At 38.5% G+C, this 18,637-nt stretch carries 19 protein-coding genes, 1 tRNA gene, 2 pseudogenes and 1 riboswitch; of the genes and pseudogenes, 17 read left to right on the top strand and 5 right to left on the bottom strand.

Annotated features, from left to right (window positions below):
• Window positions 1-93: 93 nt before the first annotated feature.
• Complete coding sequence (locus JCM21531_RS14560; protein WP_038290980.1) at window positions 94-1,281, bottom strand: isoamylase early set domain-containing protein; 1,188 nt, start codon at window positions 1,279-1,281, stop codon at window positions 94-96.
• A 223-nt stretch (window positions 1,282-1,504) separates the two neighbouring features.
• Here JCM21531_RS14560 and JCM21531_RS14555 point away from each other — a divergent pair, with 223 nt between their 5' ends.
• The gene (locus tag JCM21531_RS14555; protein ID WP_038290976.1) at window positions 1,505-3,253 is read left to right on the top strand and encodes a dockerin type I domain-containing protein; all 1,749 of its coding nucleotides are present in this window, start codon (window positions 1,505-1,507) and stop codon (window positions 3,251-3,253) included.
• A gap of 276 nt (window positions 3,254-3,529) precedes the next feature.
• Complete coding sequence (locus JCM21531_RS14550; protein ID WP_038290974.1) at window positions 3,530-3,715, top strand: hypothetical protein; 186 nt, start codon at window positions 3,530-3,532, stop codon at window positions 3,713-3,715.
• Window positions 3,716-3,824: 109 nt separating this feature from the next.
• Here JCM21531_RS14550 and JCM21531_RS14545 read toward each other — a convergent pair whose 3' ends face one another.
• Window positions 3,825-4,067 carry a spore coat protein gene (locus JCM21531_RS14545; RefSeq protein WP_038290971.1) on the bottom strand — a complete coding sequence of 81 codons (243 nt, stop codon included), beginning with the start codon at window positions 4,065-4,067 and terminating at the stop codon, window positions 3,825-3,827.
• A 15-nt stretch (window positions 4,068-4,082) separates the two neighbouring features.
• Complete coding sequence (locus JCM21531_RS14540) at window positions 4,083-4,268, bottom strand: hypothetical protein (RefSeq protein WP_038290987.1); 186 nt, start codon at window positions 4,266-4,268, stop codon at window positions 4,083-4,085.
• Window positions 4,269-4,476: 208 nt separating this feature from the next.
• Between JCM21531_RS14540 and JCM21531_RS22615 the strand changes: the two genes are divergently transcribed.
• The 7 genes and pseudogenes from JCM21531_RS22615 (at window position 4,477) to JCM21531_RS14515 (ending at window position 11,922) form a co-directional block, all read left to right on the top strand.
• The gene (locus JCM21531_RS22615; RefSeq protein ID WP_243467751.1) at window positions 4,477-4,869 is read left to right on the top strand and encodes a hypothetical protein; all 393 of its coding nucleotides are present in this window, start codon (window positions 4,477-4,479) and stop codon (window positions 4,867-4,869) included.
• Window positions 4,848-5,009: a hypothetical protein gene (locus tag JCM21531_RS22610; protein WP_243467750.1), complete on the top strand. Its 162-nt coding sequence runs from the start codon at window positions 4,848-4,850 to the stop codon at window positions 5,007-5,009. The genes JCM21531_RS22615 and JCM21531_RS22610 overlap by 22 nt, the downstream gene beginning before the upstream one ends.
• Window positions 5,010-5,017: 8 nt before the next feature.
• Window positions 5,018-5,563, top strand: a complete 546-nt coding sequence (locus JCM21531_RS22605; protein WP_243467749.1) for a hypothetical protein — start codon at window positions 5,018-5,020, stop codon at window positions 5,561-5,563.
• Window positions 5,564-5,639: 76 nt separating this feature from the next.
• Entirely contained in the window at window positions 5,640-6,275 is a 636-nt protein-coding gene (locus JCM21531_RS14530) for a vitamin B12 dependent-methionine synthase activation domain-containing protein (RefSeq protein WP_038290968.1), read from the top strand.
• 1 nt (window position 6,276) lies between these two features.
• Window positions 6,277-8,691 (top strand): homocysteine S-methyltransferase family protein, encoded by a 2,415-nt coding sequence (locus JCM21531_RS14525; protein ID WP_038290966.1) that lies wholly within the window; start codon window positions 6,277-6,279, stop codon window positions 8,689-8,691.
• A 110-nt stretch (window positions 8,692-8,801) separates the two neighbouring features.
• A riboswitch (cobalamin riboswitch) is annotated at window positions 8,802-8,994 on the top strand.
• A 152-nt stretch (window positions 8,995-9,146) separates the two neighbouring features.
• A pseudogene (locus tag JCM21531_RS14520) lies at window positions 9,147-11,236 on the top strand (ribonucleoside triphosphate reductase).
• On the top strand, window positions 11,233-11,922 hold the full coding sequence (locus JCM21531_RS14515; protein ID WP_038290964.1) for an anaerobic ribonucleoside-triphosphate reductase activating protein: 690 nt from the start codon (window positions 11,233-11,235) through the stop codon (window positions 11,920-11,922). Before JCM21531_RS14520 ends, JCM21531_RS14515 begins: the two are co-directional and overlap by 4 nt.
• A 47-nt stretch (window positions 11,923-11,969) precedes the next feature.
• Here the strand turns inward: JCM21531_RS14515 and gltX are convergent.
• Both gltX and JCM21531_RS14505 read right to left on the bottom strand, forming a co-directional pair.
• Window positions 11,970-13,609, bottom strand: a pseudogene (gene gltX / locus JCM21531_RS14510) (glutamate--tRNA ligase).
• Window positions 13,610-13,722: 113 nt separating this feature from the next.
• Window positions 13,723-13,797, bottom strand: a tRNA-Glu gene (locus JCM21531_RS14505).
• A 102-nt stretch (window positions 13,798-13,899) separates the two neighbouring features.
• On the opposite strand from JCM21531_RS14505, the gene JCM21531_RS19020 reads away from it, so the two are divergent.
• The 8 genes from JCM21531_RS19020 (at window position 13,900) to hydG (ending at window position 18,489) form a co-directional block, all read left to right on the top strand.
• Entirely contained in the window at window positions 13,900-14,043 is a 144-nt protein-coding gene (locus JCM21531_RS19020; protein ID WP_157833693.1) for a hypothetical protein, read from the top strand.
• Window positions 14,044-14,137: 94 nt separating this feature from the next.
• Window positions 14,138-14,794, top strand: a complete 657-nt coding sequence (locus tag JCM21531_RS18710) for a C39 family peptidase (protein WP_243467748.1) — start codon at window positions 14,138-14,140, stop codon at window positions 14,792-14,794.
• 10 nt (window positions 14,795-14,804) lie between these two features.
• Window positions 14,805-15,209: an AAA family ATPase gene (locus JCM21531_RS14495; protein WP_157833692.1), complete on the top strand. Its 405-nt coding sequence runs from the start codon at window positions 14,805-14,807 to the stop codon at window positions 15,207-15,209.
• Between the two features lie 317 nt (window positions 15,210-15,526).
• A complete protein-coding gene (locus JCM21531_RS24035) occupies window positions 15,527-15,661 on the top strand; it encodes a hypothetical protein (RefSeq protein ID WP_279379084.1) in 135 nt (44 codons plus the stop codon).
• A gap of 174 nt (window positions 15,662-15,835) precedes the next feature.
• Window positions 15,836-16,108: a YcxB family protein gene (locus JCM21531_RS24590; protein ID WP_369347682.1), complete on the top strand. Its 273-nt coding sequence runs from the start codon at window positions 15,836-15,838 to the stop codon at window positions 16,106-16,108.
• Between the two features lie 39 nt (window positions 16,109-16,147).
• A complete protein-coding gene (locus tag JCM21531_RS14485; protein WP_038290961.1) occupies window positions 16,148-16,372 on the top strand; it encodes a tautomerase family protein in 225 nt (74 codons plus the stop codon).
• A gap of 114 nt (window positions 16,373-16,486) precedes the next feature.
• Window positions 16,487-16,750 carry a TM1266 family iron-only hydrogenase system putative regulator gene (locus JCM21531_RS14480; RefSeq protein ID WP_038290959.1) on the top strand — a complete coding sequence of 88 codons (264 nt, stop codon included), beginning with the start codon at window positions 16,487-16,489 and terminating at the stop codon, window positions 16,748-16,750.
• Window positions 16,751-17,112: 362 nt separating this feature from the next.
• On the top strand, window positions 17,113-18,489 hold the full coding sequence (gene hydG, locus JCM21531_RS14475; RefSeq protein ID WP_038290957.1) for a [FeFe] hydrogenase H-cluster radical SAM maturase HydG: 1,377 nt from the start codon (window positions 17,113-17,115) through the stop codon (window positions 18,487-18,489).
• The last annotated feature ends 148 nt before the right edge of the window (window positions 18,490-18,637 follow it).

Here is an 18,637-nt window from a genome sequence, read left to right as displayed (position 1 = left end):
TCAAAGTATATATGCAAAACATATTTATTTCCCATAAATGCTACCTCACAACGAAAATTCTTTAAATAAGCTTAATATATATTTATAATGGATTTAGCCATTAGTATCTTTTATGCCTTTAAATATCTCATTAATATCTTCTTCATCCGTTGCATCATCGGATTTGCTGCTGTCTGACTTTTCGGTTTCCGACTTTTTGTCTAAATCTTGGGAAGAATTAATAAACTCTTTTAATTCAAGCAGCTCATCAATACCGGTATCGGATTGCTCGGTTTCATTGGAAATACCGCCAGCCTCATTTGCCATACCCAAGGGGGATTCATCACTTGGTTCGGACTTGCGAATTTCATCGAACAAATCCATAATATTGCTGTCAGTTGGCACTTCAACTTCATCCGGGGATGAAATCTTTTTGCTGTCAGATATATTTGATTCTTTAATATCTTCAAAAAGGTCCAACAAATCTTCACCCGAAAGTTCTTCTTTTTCTGCCTCAGTTTGCAAGTCTGTCTTTGCTTCAGATGAATTTAAGTTGTCCCGGATGGACTGTTCGATTATGAAATTGGGAATCTCCGAGTCCATAGAAGGAATGGAAGCGTCATCGGATACTGTTTCATCCAAGACTTCCGGCTGTTTTAATTCTACGGAAAAACTCTCTTCTAAGGTAAAGGTACCGTTTATAAATATTTGCAATCTCCATTCGCCTTCGGGAGTATCGCCATTAATATTGATTTGAAACAAGGCTTCGTTTTCGTTGTTTTCATTTTTATCAACGTCGTTTAAGACCCTTTCCTGAACCTCATATATTTCGTTATTGGGGGTGTACCATATTGCATTTACCGTATGCAAGCCTGCAATGCCGGAAAACCTGATTTTTGACATTAGTCTTACGTGTTTGTCCATATAATACTTTCTTTCACTGCTTTCACAAAATAAAAGCTCCTTGTCAACGCCAAAAAAGCTGTAGCTTTCGATACTGAGGGAAGCAGGCTGGGTATTGATAACCCTCTTATTGCTTTCATCAATAACAATAAGAGACGCTGTACTGCCCCGGTCATCATGGGTGTAGATTAGGGCATTCGGGTCGTTAAAATATATATTGCCATTTATTAGAAATTTATATCTGTAATTGCCCGGAGAAAGCTCAACTTCTGTCATCCAAGTACCGTCAGCATACTTTTCTAAAATATTCCTGCTGCCGTCCCAGTTATTGAAATCTCCAATAACAGATATACTTTTGATATCAAAGTTGTTGGAACAGTAGTAAAACGGAAATTTCATAAAAATCCCTAACCCCTTTATAGTGTAAAATATATCTGGCTAATAGTAACAATAAAATCTTACCATAAATTCTCTCATTATACCAGCTTTTTTATGGGGGGCAGTATGTCTTGTATTTATGCTATGAATATCTCTGGATTGACGCCGCAGCGAAAAGATTGTAAATTTTTTGGCTATTATATAAAATTATAATATAAGAGATATTTTGATAGGGGGAAAAGGTATGCCGAAAAAGATATTATGCGTCACGATGATTATTGTGTTCCTGATGAGCTTTACCGTAAATTTAGGTGCTTACAAGGCAGAAATAAACGGTGAGACTATTGAGTGGAATCCGGGAATAATAGGAGGAATTCCAACAAAGCCTGTAGTGGCAAATGTTTTGGACTTTGGAGCAAAGGGTGACGGTTTAAACGATGACAGCAATGCTTTCATAAAAGCAATTGAGTCTGTGAAAGATGGAGGTGCTGTCCTGATTCCAGCGGGAGAATATCTTATAAAATCAAAAATTACATTGAGTAATCCGGTTGTTTTAAGAGGAGAAGGTCCCGGCAAAACCAGCCTTTTGATAGATCACTCATCTGACGCCTTTGAAATTATAACTTACAAAAGGGGAAACTGGGTCAATCTCGCCGGAGGATATACCCGCGGCTCCAGGGAACTTATAGTATCCGACCCCACAGGTTTTGTAGCAGGCAAATATGTCGAAATACAGCAGGATAATGACCCGGCCGTAATGTATACTTTGCCGGAATGGAATCAAGGGTGGGCAGCAGGTAGCGTAGGACAAATAGCAAAGATAGTTTCGGTCTCGGGCAACACTGTAACAATCGATGAGCCTCTTAGAATTACATACAGGCCGGAATTGAATCCTGTAATTAGAACTCAAGGATTTGCAGAATATGTTGGGTTTGAAGATTTTACTGTGAAACGTATTGACACCAGTGATACCACAATGTTTTTCTTTAAGAATGCCGCTAACTGCTGGATAAGAAATGTTCACAGCATTAAGCCTTCAAAAGCCCATGTCAGTGTTACTACAGGGCACAGGATTGAAGTTAGGGATAGCTTTTTTGATGATGCAACAAATTGGGGTGGAGGCGGACACGGATATGGTGTTGAGCTGGGCTTTCATGTATCCGACTGTCTTATTGAAAACAACATTTTTAAGCACCTCAGACACTCAATGATGGTACATCTCGGAGCAAACGGAAATGTTTTCGGCTACAATTATTCGATAGACCCCTATCAGAGCGAAGGAGGAAACTGGACACCGGCCGATATTTCAGTTCATGGGCACTATGCTTATTCCAATTTGTTTGAAGGGAATATAGTGCAGGAAATAACCGTTTCCGATTACTGGGGTCCTTCCGGCCCGTACAACACATACTTTAGAAACAGGGTGGAGTCGGAGGATGTACGTGTGGAAGACTCATCAAACTATCAGAATTTTATCGGCAATGAAATTGTAAAAGGAAATATTCTTTGGGATACCGATAACAGATACCCTCATAAAATAGATCCTTCGACGCTTTTTATGCACGGCAACTTCATAAACGGTTCAATTCAGTGGGATCAACAAACAGAGGATCGAAAAATTCCACATTCCTATTATCTTGACCCAAAGCCTGCCTACTTTGGAGCTATGGAGTGGCCGTCAACCGGAAGTGACAGAATAGACGGCACAATCCCTGCAAAAGAGAGGTATTACGGCAATACTATACTCCCTGCTTCGCCGACACCGAACAATCCCATAAAGTACGGTGACATAAATGGTGACAATAATGTCAATTCAACGGATTTGTCACTGATAAAGAAGTACTTGATGAAATCCATCAGTGATTTTCCTCACCCAAATGGAAGGATATGTGCTGACGTAAGCGGAGACGGAAATGTAAATTCCACCGATTTTTCATTGATAAAAAGATATATCCTGAAAATGATTAATAAATTTCCTGCAGAGGAAATTTGACAAATAAAAGCGCATGAAAAATAATTTATCTTTCGAACTATTATTGTGAACGAAGTACTCCGGGTATTTTTACACCTGGACGTAAAAAGTTTATATATTCTACTCATTTTATTACCTTTTTCACAGGGAGTATGTCTGAATCGAATAAATTCAGACATATTCTTTTTTGGCCTGTCCGGACTTTTATTTTTGAATAATTATATGTACCTGTGTCAATAATTAATACTGATTAATCCAATATTGACCTTGGTATTATTAAAATTTGGAGGTAATAAAATGGGCGAAAGAGAAATTTTTGAGCAGATTAATGATGTACTTAAAGAAAACGGATACGATACAAGAATAAACGGACTTATGGACCTGACACATTTTTTGAATGAAAAAAGAGATTCGGACAGTTTTGCATATGACAGAGTCAGGGAACTTTACGATCAATTCATAATGGGCATTGGGATGTGGTGATTTTCTAATGCGAATTACAGATATATTCAAAAACGGCTTCAAAATCAAATGAAGCCGTTTTCGTGTAAAGCCTGATACAATCAGTTGCTATATTATTGCTGCTTTTTTATTATAAGAACTGGGATTTTACCTGTGCAATATCACTCTGGTCAGCCAGTTGTGCTGCCTGATAATATCCCTTTTGTTCTGCCAATTTGTAGAGGTCGTACTGGAAAGTTTCGCAGCTATTTCTTATTTGCTGTATAGCTTGTCTTAACTGTGGATTGGATGATTGTGCAATAACGTTTGCATAACCTGTAAGGCTGCTGTTTATTTGTGACAAAATGTCATTTACCATTTCTTTATCCTGCATTATTATTTACCTCCTTTAGCTTAAGAATGACATTAATTGCTGCTTTGTGTTTCTTGCATCCTGTGCGGATTTTTGAAACAGTTGCTTAACCTGCGGGTCTGTAGCTTGCTGCGCATAAGCTTCCAGTTTTTTTGCTGAAGTTTCATGAGAATAGATAAGGTGTCTTAAGTTCTGAAGCTCTAACTGGTTAATTTGAGTCATATAAAACACTCCTCTCATTTGTATTTCACTATTAGTTTCTTTTAAATCGCATAAAATATTCAAAAAAATAATCAATAAAGCTAATTTTATTTGTTCCATCGACTGCTGCCATAGTATTTATTACATACTATAAGAAATTCTATAAAGGGCACATTAAATATTGAAATTTAATTTTTAAGAAGATGGCAGGCAAAGGAGATAATAAGGGATGGAGAACGGTAAAATATCAACCTTTAAGGTTGCAGCAACATATATAGGAACTGTGGTAGGAGCAGGATTTGCATCTGGACAGGAAATGCTTCAGTTTTTTGCGGTTTTTGGTTTAAAGGGCTTTTGGGGATTAATTGTAGTTACAGTTTTGTTCATGGTATTTGGCTATATTATTATGGGAATCGGAAGAAGTCTTGACGCCCAGTCCCACCTTCAGATAATTAAGCATTCCGGCGGAAGGTTTTTAAGTCCGTTAATAGACTGGCTAATTACTTTTTTCCTGTTTGGAGCTCTTACGGCAATGATTGCAGGAACGGGAGCTTGGCAAAACAGCAGTTTGGAATCAATCCTCTTTGGGGGAATTTATTTATGGCTATCTTTACAGCACTAACTGTGCTTACCGGAATCAAAGGAGTAATAAATTCCATAAGTGCGGTGGTTCCTTTTTTGGTTACTTCAGCTGTAGGTATCAGCATAGCTCCATTTTCTTCATATCGCCACAGCCGAATACCTATGAGCTTGTTTCGGTAGCAAAACCTTTGTCAACAAGCGTACTGATTAGCAACTGGCTTTGGGCTGCTATTCTTTATGTTTCATATAACATAGTGCTGGCTATTTCAGTATTGGGTCCTCTTGGGGTGCAGGCAAAAAATAAAAGTGCATTGCGAAACGGAGCCATACTTGGAGGAATTGGGCTTGGAGGTTCGGCAATAGCAATTTATTTTGCCATGGAAAGAAATTTTGAGATTGTAAAGGATATGGAGATACCTATGATTTATCTTGCCGGCAGCTTGTCATATATACTACAGATTATATATGCATTAGTGCTTATAGGAGAAATATATACTACAGCTGTTGGAAGCCTGTATGGGTTTTCTGCGAGGATTACCGATGTAAATTCAAATAAAGCAAAGTTTTATATAATCGGAGCAACCCTTTTGGCTTTGGCGGCAAGTCAGCTGGGATTCTCAAATATGGTAAAATACCTTTATCCCATTATGGGTTATGGAGGAGTTGTACTCCTTGTATGCCTTGTTATTTCAAGATTTAAGCCTGTAAAGAGTACAGATGGAATGGAGAAATAAAGTCAACTTATTTGGAGTTGATTTTTTTTCCTATAATATATAATTATTATACTATTGAAATTGTGCGGTGAATGTTATGGACAAATACACAGGACTTAAATTTTTTGAACATATTCCGGCAGTGCCGGATAACGGAATGATCCTTACAAGACTGGGATACAGGAAGACTACAACGGTATTGGATGACGATTACAGAAAGAGTCTTATGGAAAATATAAATAAAGGCTTGATGCTGTGCAACACAAAGGGCGTATTTGGAACATTTAAGATAGCAAAAAGGGATGAAGAATCCGTTGAGCTTGATAATGGTGTGGTTTTAAAGAGCAGGAGCCTGTCAAAACTTCTTTCAAGCAGTATGGATGTTGTTTTAATGGCATCTACGGTGGGAAAAGAAATTGTGGACAGGATAGTGGATGAGGTAAATAATAAAGATGCTGCTTTTGGAGTAATATTGGACGCTGTAGCTTCCGAAACTGCAGATGCTGCCCTGGACTGGATGGTAGATTTTATAAATAAAATGATAAGAAGAGAAGGAAAGAAACTTACCAAAATGAGATACAGTCCCGGTTATGGAGACCTTCCTTTGTCGAATCAGAAATTGATTTTTGATGTTTTAAACTTAGAAAGGCTTGGAATTAGTATTACAGAAAGATTCATGCTGGTGCCCGAAAAATCGGTCATTGCTATAGCAGGTGTAGAAGGGGTTGATTAGAATGAATAGAAAAGATTTTTTTGATTTTTTAAAGAAAAATATACTGGTTCTTGACGGTGCTACAGGTACCGAGCTTCAAAAAAGAGGAATGCCCAACGGAGTATGCCCGGAGATGTGGGTAATTGAAAATCCGGATGTTATTGTAGATATTCAAAAAGATTACATAAATGCAGGGTCAAATGCAGTTTACACCTGCACTTTCGGAGGCAATAGAATAAAGCTTTCCGAGTTTGGATTGGGCGACAAGGTGATTGAAATAAATAGAAAACTTGCGCAGCTTTCAAGGAAAGCCGCAGGGGAAAAGGGGTTTGTTGCCGGAGACCTTGCACCTACCGGCAGGTTTGTAAGACCCTTTGGGGACATGCCCTTTGAAGAAGCGGTGGATATTTATAAAGAACAGGTAAAAGGCCTTTTAGAAGGCGGTGTGGACTTTTTTGTAATAGAAACCATGATGGATATACAGGAAGCAAGGGCGGCTTTGCTTGCCGTAAAGGAAAGCTGTGACCTTCCTGTGTGCGTGAGCATGACCTTTGACGAAAACGGCAGGACACTTACGGGAACTGATCCCGTGTCGGCCCTCATTATTCTTCAAAACCTTGGAGCGGATGCCGTTGGATGTAATTGCTCCACCGGACCTCAAGACATGATTAAAATAATCAGGGCTATGAAACCCTATGCAAAAGTACCGCTGCTTGCCAAGCCAAACGCAGGACTTCCAAGGTTGATTGACGGTAAGACCCGGTTTGACATGGAGCCTTATGAGTTTGGAAGCTACGTAAAAGAATTTGTAGAAACGGGAGTGAATCTTTTAGGCGGCTGCTGCGGCACATCCCCGCTTTACATTGAACAGATTCGAAAAAACATTGAGGGATTAAGCCCAATACCTCCGCAGCCAAAAGAGATTTGTGCCGTTGCTTCTGCCAGGAAAACGGTTTTTGTAGATGCCAATGAACCCGTTGTGGTCGTGGGAGAGAGAATTAACCCATCCGGAAAAAAGAATCTACAAGAGGAATTGAGGCAGGGCATGACATCTTTGGTAAGGCAATTTGCCATAGAGCAGGTTGAAAAGGGTGCAAACATACTGGATGTTAATGTGGGTATGCCCGGAATAGATGAAAAAGAGACCATGGTAAAAGTGGTAGAACTCTTGTCCTCTATCTCCGATGCTCCGCTTTGTCTGGATTCTTCTTCTCCCGAGGTAATTGAGGCGGCTCTTAGGATTTATCCCGGTCGCGCACTTATAAACTCCATCTCGGCAGAAAAGGTCAAAATTGAGAAGCTTCTCCCGATTGCGGCAAAATACGGAGCAGCATTTATTCTCCTGCCTTTAAGTGATGCCGGAGTGCCGAAGAGTGCCGAGGAAAGGTGCCAAATAGTTGAAGAGGTCTTCAATGAAGCTTCAAAGCAGGGATATACGAAAAAGGATATCATAGTGGACGGACTTGTAATGACTGTATCGGCCGAACAGGAAGCAGCTCTTGAGACATTGAAAGTCATTGAATGGTGTACCAAAAGTTTTGGATGCGGAACAATAGTGGGACTTTCAAATGTATCCTTCGGAATGCCCGAAAGAGCTTGGATCAACTCAGCTTTTCTTGCTATGGCAATTGGATACGGGCTTACCATGGCCATATTAAATCCGTCCAGTGAGACGCTTATGAGTATAAAAATGGCTTCGGATGTATTGAAGGCAAAGGATAAGAATAGCAAGAAATATATTGAGCATTTCGCAGCTTTAAAAAGTGACAAGCCTGCGGCTTCTGAAAAAAAGGATACGGCAAGTCCTGTTGAAAAAGTATATGAGGCAGTGGTAAAGGGCGACAGGGAGAATATTCGTAAATTTATTGACAATGCATTAAAAGATGGAATAGAGCCCTCGGTAATCGTAGATAAACATCTTATCCCTGCCATAACCTATGTGGGCGACCTTTATGACAAAAAAGAGTATTTTTTGCCCCAGCTTATTCAAAGTGCGGAAACAATGAAAGAAGCCTTTGGTATTTTAGAGCCCCTACTTAAGAAAGAATCGGAAGGCGAAAAAGATAACAAGGTAAGAGTGGTACTGGCAACCGTAAAGGGCGACATACACGACATAGGTAAGAATATAGTTGGATTGATGCTTAGAAACTACGGCTTTGAGGTGTATGATCTCGGAAAGGATGTTAGTGCTGAAGAAATAGTCAAAAAGGCAAAGGAAACAAATGCACCGATAATCGGTCTCTCTGCGCTCATGACAACAACAATGCTTGAAATGAGGGATGTTGTAAACTTGGTCAGAAAAGAAGGGCTTGATGCAAAGATAATGATTGGCGGAGCGGTAGTTAATGCCGATTATGCAAAAGAAATCGGTGCAGACGGATATTCCGAGGACGCTTATGCTGCTGTAAAGCTTGCATCGAAGCTTGCAGGGATTTGATTAATTTAAATGTAAGAGTCATGATAATAAATACATTATAGACAATTATTTAAAAAATGAAAAAACTCTATTGACACTATATATAGTACATGGTATAATTAACCACAACAAGATGTTGAAAACAGTATGGATTTCTGAGCTGTTATATAGCTTAGGCTAAAAGGGAAGCAGGTGAGAATCCTGCACGGTTTTGCCGCTGTATTGGGGAGATGTTTCAATCAGTACCGCTTATTGATAGTTTGGAAAAGCTTGAAACATCGATGATTCTAAGTCAGAGGACCTTTCTATGTTTAGATGATCGTAAACATTTTTTCACATTCTATAAAAATATCATTTTTCATATCTTTATAAATTATCTTATTTTCTCTGAAGGGATACTTTTTTGGGAGTATTAATTTGTCCGATATAACAGAATATTTTTGTTTCTATGAAAAAATCGGATGGGAGATGTCTTGATGATTACGAAAATTTCGAAAAGAGATGGAAGACTTGAGAAGTACCAGCCGAAAAAATCACTTGGGCAATTTTTAACGCTGCTACCGCATGCGGAGGAAATGATTTCAGCCGGGCTGAAGAGCTTTGCCGCCAGGTAAATGAAATTCTAAACAGGGAGTTTGAAGACAGGATACCTGGGGTAGAGGATATTCAGGACATTGTAGAAAAAGTCTTGATTGAAAACGGTCATGCCAAAACTGCAAAGGCATACATATTGTACCGTGAGAAGAGAAAAAGCGCCCGGGACTTAAATGCCTTAGTAGGAGCCACTATTAATATGTTTTCCGACTACCTCGGAGATAAAGATTGGCATATCCAGGAAAATGCCAACACCCAAAAGAGCGTAAACGGTCTTAACAATTATGTGAGGGAGACCTTTACAAAAAAATATTGGCTCCATGAGATTTATCCCGCTGAAGTAAGAGAGGCCCATGAGAACGGAGACTGCCATATACACGATCTGGGTTTCTTTGGTCCTTACTGTGCAGGGTGGGATTTGCGCCAGCTCCTTTTAGACGGATTCGGCGGTGTTGACGGCAAGGTGGAAAGCAAGCCTGCTAAGCACTTAAGGTCATTCTTGGGTCAAATTGTAAATTCCACTTTTACAACCCAGGGAGAAACTGCCGGAGCTCAAGCATGGTCCAGTTTTGATACATATTGCGCGCCGTTTATACGTTATGACAACCTGACATATGAACAGGTAAAACAGTGCGTTCAGGAGTTTGTTTTTAACATAAATGTACCCACAAGAGTAGGATTTCAATGCCCTTTTTCAAATCTTACCTTCGATATAAAGGTGCCAAACACTCTAAAGGATGAGCCGGTTATTATAGGCGGAAAATATATGGATGCAACCTATAAAGAATTCCAAAAAGAAATGGATATGTTTAATATGGCCTTTTGTGATGTAATGCTGGAAGGTGATGCCAAGGGAAGAGTGTTTACCTTCCCCATACCTACAATTAATATCACAAAGGACTTTGACTGGGATAATCCTGTGGTGGACAAATTTATGAAAATAACCTGCAAATACGGCATACCCTATTTTGCAAACTATATAAACTCGGATCTGTCACCGGAGGATGCAGTCTCTATGTGCTGCAGGCTAAGGATTGACACTTCCGAACTGCGAAAAAGGGGAGGCGGGCTTTTTGGAAGCAACCCTCTTACCGGGTCTATTGGAGTTTTTACAATTAACCTTCCGAGAATAGGTTATCTTTCGAAATCTGAAAGCGAATTTAAGGCAAGGCTCTGGAAAATTGCGAATATTGGCAAAACTTCTCTGGAAATCAAGAGAAAGATAATTGAACAACAGTCGGAAAGAGGACTCTACCCGTATTCGACCCATTACCTTAGAAATGTTAAGCAACGGACAGGACAGTACTGGTTCAATCACTTCAATACTATTGGAATCGTTGGAATGAATGAGGCACTAAAAAACTTCATGGGAAAAGATCTAACAACTCAGGAAGGCCAAAAGTTTGCCATTGAAATAATGAATTATTTAAGAGATGTTTTAGTGGAATTCCAGAACGAAACCGGACATTTTTACAATCTGGAAGCCACCCCCGCAGAAGGAACATCCTACAGGCTTGCCAAAATTGACAAGGAAAGATATCCTGACATAATTACAGCAGGACATGATACCCCGTATTATACAAACTCTACTCAACTTCCAGTAGAATACACGGATGATATTTTTGAGACTTTGGATCTTCAAGATGACCTCCAGTCCCTCTACACCGGAGGTACGGTTCAGCATCTTTACCTTGGCGAAAGCATAGAAGATATCAATGTATGCAAAAACCTTATCAGAAAGGTGTTTACGAATTATAAAATGCCCTATATCTCAATTACACCCACTTTCAGTATCTGTAAAGACCACGGATACATAAAGGGAGAGCATTTCAACTGTCCTGAGTGTGGCAGCTATACTGAGGTGTGGTCAAGGGTTACAGGGTATTTGAGGCCGGTGGCAAATTATAATATTGGCAAAAAGGAAGAGTACTTTAGCAGAAAGAAATTTAAACTGGCGGAGAAGGTGTCATGAGGATTGCAGGTATACATAAGAACTCCTTTGTAGATTTCCCGGGAAAACTGGCAGTTATTGTTTTTACACCGGGATGTAATATGAATTGTTTTTATTGTCACAATAGAACGCTGATTTCCGGCAGCAGTGAGAAGTTTATCGATGCTGATGAGGTTTCTAAGCTGCTCATAAAAAGAAAGGGATTTATAGATGGTGTGGTTATAAGCGGAGGAGAGCCTACACTCCAAAAGGGCCTGGAAGGTTTTATGGAGAAGATAAAATCCTTGGGATATGCGGTAAAACTGGATACCAACGGAACGAATCCCCATGCAATTGAAAACCTTATCCAAAAGGGACTTCTGGATTATATTGCAATGGACGTTAAAGCTCCTTTTGGCAAGTACAATGAAGTTTGCTGCACAAAAGTGGATATTGAGAGCATCAAGAAGAGTATTGAGATTATTAAAAGCAGCAAAATAGACTATGAGTTTCGTACTACTGTTGCTCCCGGGCTTGAAATGAATGATATTTTCGAAATAGCAAAAGGCATTGCCGGAGCAAGGTTGTATGTATTGCAAAAATATCGGGATATGGACGGAAAGGGTACGAAAGACACCCATAATCCCCAGTTTCTATTGGATGCGGCAGCAAGAATAAAGGGGATTGTTCAAGAAGTGGAAACAAGAGGAGCAGCATTTTGTGCATAGTGTTATAAAAAAGCGATGGACCAAATATCCATCGCTTTTAAAATTGATTATATTAGTTTTTGAACTCTTTCTCTTACTTTATTTTCGCCCATAATCTGTTGTATCTCCCAAAGGTCCGGAGAACTGCTTTTGCCTACTATCGCAATTCTTATAACGGTACTTACATCACCTACATGTCCTTTATACATATCGGGATTTTTCTTGAAATCCTTTGGTTTAGCTGCATATCCGTTTTCTGTCGCAATTACCTTGATTTTTTCAAACCACTGGGTTTGATCATCATTATGGTCATAAGTTTCAAGGTATGCCTTAAGTATTTTTTTTGCTTCCTCTTCGTTTATGTTTTCCGGATATTTATCAACTATCTCAAAATAGTCGTCAAAGAAATAGTTGATAAACTCAAATATCTGCTCGCAGTAAACCAAATCCTTACGCGGTTTGTCAAGATTTCTTCCTACCGACAGCAGCTTTATTACCGAATCTTTATATTCTGTCAAGAGTTCGACAATTTCGTTTTTATACTCCCTGGCCCATTTAAGCAGAAAATCATAAATTTCTTCTGCCGGAATTTTAGCCAGAACATTTTTACTTATATCGTTAAGTTTGTCCAAGTCAAACAAGGCACCGGAATTACTCATTTTATCCAGAGAAAAAGGAAAATCTTCTATATTGCTGTCCGGATTTTGAATTCTCCACTCTTCAAAATTTGAATTCAATATTGTCATAAGATATTCCCTTACCGCTGCGGGATGATATCCCAATTTCATGTAATACTCCAATCCCAATTCCGGATCTTTTCTTTTTGAAAGCTTTCTCTTAACTCCATTGTCTATCTTCATCAAATGAGCTGTATGGCAGTATACAGGCAAATCCCAACCCAATGTCGTAAACAATTCATAGTGAATGGGCAGGGTTGAAAGCCATTCTTCGCCTCTTACCACATGGGTAACTTTCATCAAATGGTCGTCAACCACATGGGCAAAATGGTAGGTTGGTATACCGTTAGCCTTCAAAAGCACTATATCCTGAAAATTAACCTGCATGGATAAGCGGCCTCTTATTGCGTCATCAATTTCGAAGTTATCTTCGGGATTACCCATGGATTTAAAACGAATTACGAAACTTTCGTTGTTTTCAAGATGCTTTTGAACCTCTTCCAGGGTCAAATCCCTGTGCACAGCCCATTTGCCGTAATATCCCGTATTAACGTTTTCAGCCAATTGCTGCTCTCTAATTTTCTCCAGTTCTTCTTCGGAGCAGAAGCAAGGGTAAGCTCTGCCCATTTCAATCAAGTGTTTGGCCACAGTTTGATAAATTTCGGCGCGGTTGCTCTGAAAATACGGCCCGTAATCGCCTGTTTCTCCGTCGATGCCTGCTCCTTCGTCAAACTTGAGATCAAAGAACGCCAAAGAGGATATAATGGTTTCTACAGCTCCTTCAACTTTGCGCTTTTCATCGGTATCCTCTATGCGAAGAATAAAACTCCGTTGCTCTGATGGGCTAAACGTTCATCGACAAAGGCCCCGTAAAGATTGCCAAGGTGAATAAAACCTGTGGGACTTGGTGCCAATCGGGTAACTTTTGCTCCAGCACTTAAGTTTCTTTTCGGAAATACAGTATCCTCATAATAGGATACCGGCTTTGTTATGTTTGGAAAAAGCATATCAGCTAACTTCTTATAATCCATGTTTCACCTCATTAAATATTATTTATAATTATTTATTATTTTATAATTTAATTGCAGTTAAAATTAAAGACGGCTTTTGTTATTGTAAACAAAAAACCGTCATTTCATCACGTTGGTGACCCATAGGGGAATCGAACCCCTGTTTCCACCTTGAGAGGGTGGCGTCTTAGCCGCTTGACCAATGGGCCAAATTACAGCAAATATATTATACACGCTACAGATAGTTTTATCAATATTAAATTTTAAATTTTTTGGCAAGTAAGAGCAATTGAGCAATTTTTTTCACACCTTTGTTAAGCAGCCTAGTTATTTTCAGAGAGTACGATATTGGCTGGACTGCAAAGGTATCTGTTGCCGAAAAGGCAAACCCAGCAGAGGCAAAAAACAGTAGACTGAGTCATATAAAATCTGATAAAATACGGGATGTAGAGTAAAGATAGTTATTTATTACTTTTAGTTTGGTTTCTTTTAATTGTAATTTTCCGGGAACAATCTAATTATCAGGATTTCATAAGGAGTATGATATGTATGATCAGAGCTATTGCGAATATAAGAAATCTTTCACCCTGGAAAAAACGTGTGCTTTATTCAATACTGATATTGTTCTGTGTCCTGCTTTTAGTAGCAACACCGTTTCTAATCTATGCAGGAAGGGTATACTACATAAAAAATTTCGGAATAAAACTTACTGCGTCAAAAGACTATCCTGTTACTATAACGGAGTATTACCGTCAAAATGATCCTCAATGGAAGGATGACACTATAGGAAATTCCGGAAGAAAGATGGGAAACACCGGCTGCCTGATTTCCTGTGTTGCAACGGCTATATCAAATCTAGATGTACCGATAACGCCAAAAGAATTAAATGCGATGTTGACCCGGAATGACGGTTTTCTAGGTGCGGATTTGATTTGGTATAAAATAAACGAAGCCATACCTGAAGTGGACTATAGATACAGTCGTATTTTTAACAGCAAAACCATAGAAAAAGACCTTGAAAAAGGACTTTTACCCATTGTAAATGTCCGCTATTATCATACGGGTATAACTCATTGGGTTCTGATTGTCGGGGCAAAAGACGGTGAATTTATTATCTGTGATCCGCTGGATAACGGAACTAAAACGAAATTACTTTCAGAACATGGAAAGGTTTATGCTTACAGGGTTATCGAAAGGACACAATGAGGTGATTTTTTTGAATAAAGAAAGAAATATTTTTGTAATTACTGGGCCATGTGGCGTAGGTAAATCCACAGTTTCTCATAGGTTGGCACAAACGCTGGATAAAAGCTCTCACATAAACGCGGACTTAATCTATGAAATGGTGGTTGGAGGATATGAGTTTCCGTGGCATGATGAAGGTAAATTAACCGAATTGCTGTGGTTAAACGTCTCTTCGTTAGCTTCCAACTGCCTTGATAATAACTTTGATGTGGTTATAGATTATATAGTATTTCCGGAGCATTTAAAATATATTGAAAAATTGAAATGCAAATATAATATAGTATTGAAATACGTAGTTCTGATGGCAAATGAAGATACTATAAGAATGAGAGATAGAAAAAGGCCTCGGAAGAGGTTATGGGGGACAGGGCTATAGAGGTTTTGAATGAGTTCAGGGGTAAAAAGATTGAGAAGAAATATATTCTCGATACGTCGGATAAGAGTATAGAAGATATTGTATTAGAAATTAAACGGGAGGAGCGCTTTATAGTAAGAGGCTAAACCTGTGTCGGTTTAAGGAGGATGAGATATACAAGGTTCGGGAATTGCGGCCATGCTTTTTCACCTTTCAAATCATTAATAATTCCAAAAAGGTGTTTTAATTCCCAAGAACACCTGGTCAATTTCCGAAAAGTTTTATATAGCAGCAGTTTAGATAAGCGAAAACCAAAACTAAAAAACTATAGATTAAAAATGTCATCTCCTGATTATCCTGAAAATGAAGAAATAGAATTGAAGGCTCAATCTGTGACAGAGTATTTTGAAGTCAATAACGAAGATGCCCCTGAAGTGGTGATTGAGGTTAAATTAGACAAAAAGGATATTTAAAAACTTTTTTTAATAGTTTATAAAAATCCAGCGACTATTATCATTACATTGCTTGGGTTATTGTTTTTAATATCCGGAATTTTGAATTATGATTCGGTAATTAATTTAGCCACTATACTTGGAGCTCTTTTTGTGTTTTTTCAACCTGTAATATTGCTGGTTAATGTAAACAGGATGTATAATAATGATGCTATGTTGAAGAAAAGCTTCAAATATAGCTTTTATAAATATCATTATATAATCGATAGTTTCGGAGGAACAAGCCGTATTGAGTGTAAAAATCTTGTGAAAATTACTGAATTAAAGTTTTCTTTTCTTTTGTATATAAGCCCCAAATTGTTTCACATGGTGCCCAAAAGAGTTTTTGATGGAAAAGAAGATGATTTGGAAAAATTCAGACAACTTATGAATGAATACCGAGGACATAAATTACAGTCTAAAGTTTAATGATTATACGAATAATTACTTGTCAGGGAGGAATGCGAAGTGCCGCACGTTATTGTTAAATTATGGCCGGGAAGGACTGAAGAGCAAAAGAAAGAGCTTGCAAACAGAATTGCAAGGGATGTCATAGAAACATTAAATGCACCTGAAACCAGCGTTTCTGTAAGTATCCAGGAGGTTTCAAAAGAAAAGTGGAATGATGAAGTATATAAGCCAGAAATAATAGATAAAGCAGAAACACTTTATATAAAACCGGAGGATGTATAACAGGGTATTTTAAAAAATATAGAGGCAAAAATAGTATGAATTTCTGTTTACATTTCTTATAAATTTGGTATAATTAATATAGTTAATTTTTTAACGAGGGTAGAAGAAGTCAAAATGGAAAAAGAAAAGAGAAAGGAAAACCGAATTGCTGTTATAGGTATTGTAATCAATAACCGTGAGGAATGTTCAAAAAGGGTCAATGACATATTAAGTGATTATGGCGATATGATTGTTGGAAGAATGGGTGTGCCGTATAAGGAAAAGGGCATTTCCGTAATATCCATAATAGTTGACGGTTCAAATGACGAAATAGGCGCCCTTACCGGCAAGCTCGGCAATATAAACGGAGTTAAGGCAAAGGTTGCTTTGACCAATTAATGTTGCTTACTTATACTCAAAAGTTAATATCGGTTTCTAAGATGTAGGAATGATTAACATTCTGACATCGAGGAATATATTGATAGCTTTTACCTGACGAGATGGATTGCTGTTTATGGAAATTGTGAGGATCTGATCGGAGGGGGAATAGATATGGTTTTTTTGTCTATAAACTCTTCCTGACTTTTGTGTCACGAAGAGTTTTTATTTGGCCTCTTGGAATGAAATGAAAGAGGCTAAAGCGAAGGGACTCGATGTTCCGAGCTTTTATTCGTTACTCCATATAATAGAACCAAGCGAGAGGTAAATTTATATAGTGTATATTTATACAGGAAATGTAAATTGAAAGTGAGGGACGAGCAATGATTGATAAAGTTGATTTTATAAAAGAGGATAAGATTTTTTCACTTCTTGAAAAGGGTAAAGCAACTGACAAAAATGAAATAAAAGAAATACTGGCAAAAGCTAGGGATTGCAGAGGTATAGACCTCGGAGAGGTTGCAAAACTGCTCTACTTGGAAGATGAAGAGCTTTTAGACGAGCTCTATGATGTAGCTAGACATATAAAAAACAGGATTTACGGAAAAAGAGTGGTTTTGTTTGCACCTCTATATACGAGCAATGAGTGTGCAAACAACTGTCTTTATTGCGGTTTTAGGCATGACAACAAGGAGCTTCACAGGAGGACTTTAAGCCTTGAGGAAATAGTGAAAGAAGCAAAGGCAATCGAAAAGCAAGGACATAAAAGATTGCTTCTCATTTGCGGAGAGGACGCAAAAAAGACAAACGTAAAACATTTTACCGAAGCAATGGAGGCAATATACAAAGCTACGGATATCAGAAGAATCAACATTGAGGCCGCACCAATGACGATTGAAGAGTATAAGGAACTAAAGAAAGCCGGCATAGGAACTTATGTAATATTCCAGGAAACATATCATAGGGAAACCTATAGAATAATGCATCCAGTCGGCAAGAAAGCAAATTACGACTGGCGTATAACGGCAATAGACAGAGCCTTTGAGGGCGGCATTGATGATGTGGGAGTGGGAGCACTCTTTGGTCTTTATGATTACAGGTTTGAAGTTTTGGGACTTTTGATGCACTGTATGCACTTTGAAAAGAAATTCGGCGTCGGGCCTCACACCATATCGGTACCGAGGCTTCGTCCGGCATTGGGGGCTTCCTTGAAAGAGATTCCGTACAAAGTTTCCGATAAAGATTTCAAGAAAATTGTAGCGATATTCAGAATTGCTGTTCCATATACAGGAATTATTTTATCCACGAGGGAAAGAGCAGAATTCAGGGATGAACTTTTAAGTATTGGAGTATCCCAGATAAGCGCAGGGTCAAAAACCAATCCCGGAGGATATCAAGAAGATGACGACCATGCAGATCAGTTTGAAATCAGTGACAACAGAAGTTTGCCCAAGATGATGGAGACAATATGCCAAAAAGGTTATATTCCGAGTTTTTGCACCGCCTGCTACAGAAGATGCCGGACAGGAGAGAACTTTATGGAATATGCAAAGGCCGGAGACATACACGAATTCTGTCAGCCCAACGCAATTCTTACATTTAAGGAAAATTTGATGGATTATGCCGATGAGTCTTTAAGAAAAATGGGTGAGGAAATAATTCTAAAGGCTCTCGAAGAAATTGAAGACGATAAAATGAGGACTCTTACTATAGCTAGGCTTGAGGAAATTGAAAAAGGAAAAAGGGATATTTATTTTTAAAAGCTGCAATTTGAAAAACTACAACAAAAGTGATATTGGAGGCGAGCAACTGAATATATATTTTATAGTGTGAATATATTTTATATGTAAAAAAACTTAAGTGACTTATAATAAAATTTATTTTTGATACCCAAACATAATTTTATAA

This window comes from Acetivibrio straminisolvens JCM 21531 (assembly GCF_000521465.1).
Lineage (GTDB): Bacteria > Bacillota > Clostridia > Acetivibrionales > Acetivibrionaceae > Hungateiclostridium > Hungateiclostridium straminisolvens.
Note: the sequence above shows the minus strand (reverse complement) of the source record. Positions and strands in the feature narration are given on the sequence as shown.

Bases quoted from the DNA above. Each gene is read 5' to 3' on its own strand.
- JCM21531_RS14560 (WP_038290980.1), bottom strand. From the start codon at position 1,281: ATGAAATTTCCGTTTTACTACTGTTCCAACAACTTTGATATCAAAAGT.
- JCM21531_RS14555 (WP_038290976.1), top strand. From the start codon at position 1,505: ATGCCGAAAAAGATATTATGCGTCACGATGATTATTGTGTTCCTGATG.
- JCM21531_RS14550 (WP_038290974.1), top strand. From the start codon at position 3,530: ATGGGCGAAAGAGAAATTTTTGAGCAGATTAATGATGTACTTAAAGAA.
- JCM21531_RS14545 (WP_038290971.1), bottom strand. From the start codon at position 4,067: ATGCAGGATAAAGAAATGGTAAATGACATTTTGTCACAAATAAACAGC.
- JCM21531_RS14540 (WP_038290987.1), bottom strand. From the start codon at position 4,268: ATGACTCAAATTAACCAGTTAGAGCTTCAGAACTTAAGACACCTTATC.
- JCM21531_RS22615 (WP_243467751.1), top strand. From the start codon at position 4,477: ATGGAGAACGGTAAAATATCAACCTTTAAGGTTGCAGCAACATATATA.
- JCM21531_RS22610 (WP_243467750.1), top strand. From the start codon at position 4,848: ATGGCTATCTTTACAGCACTAACTGTGCTTACCGGAATCAAAGGAGTA.
- JCM21531_RS14530 (WP_038290968.1), top strand. From the start codon at position 5,640: ATGGACAAATACACAGGACTTAAATTTTTTGAACATATTCCGGCAGTG.
- JCM21531_RS14525 (WP_038290966.1), top strand. From the start codon at position 6,277: ATGAATAGAAAAGATTTTTTTGATTTTTTAAAGAAAAATATACTGGTT.
- JCM21531_RS14515 (WP_038290964.1), top strand. From the start codon at position 11,233: ATGAGGATTGCAGGTATACATAAGAACTCCTTTGTAGATTTCCCGGGA.
- JCM21531_RS18710 (WP_243467748.1), top strand. From the start codon at position 14,138: ATGATCAGAGCTATTGCGAATATAAGAAATCTTTCACCCTGGAAAAAA.
- JCM21531_RS24035 (WP_279379084.1), top strand. From the start codon at position 15,527: ATGTCATCTCCTGATTATCCTGAAAATGAAGAAATAGAATTGAAGGCT.
- JCM21531_RS24590 (WP_369347682.1), top strand. From the start codon at position 15,836: ATGTATAATAATGATGCTATGTTGAAGAAAAGCTTCAAATATAGCTTT.
- JCM21531_RS14480 (WP_038290959.1), top strand. From the start codon at position 16,487: ATGGAAAAAGAAAAGAGAAAGGAAAACCGAATTGCTGTTATAGGTATT.
- hydG (WP_038290957.1), top strand. From the start codon at position 17,113: ATGATTGATAAAGTTGATTTTATAAAAGAGGATAAGATTTTTTCACTT.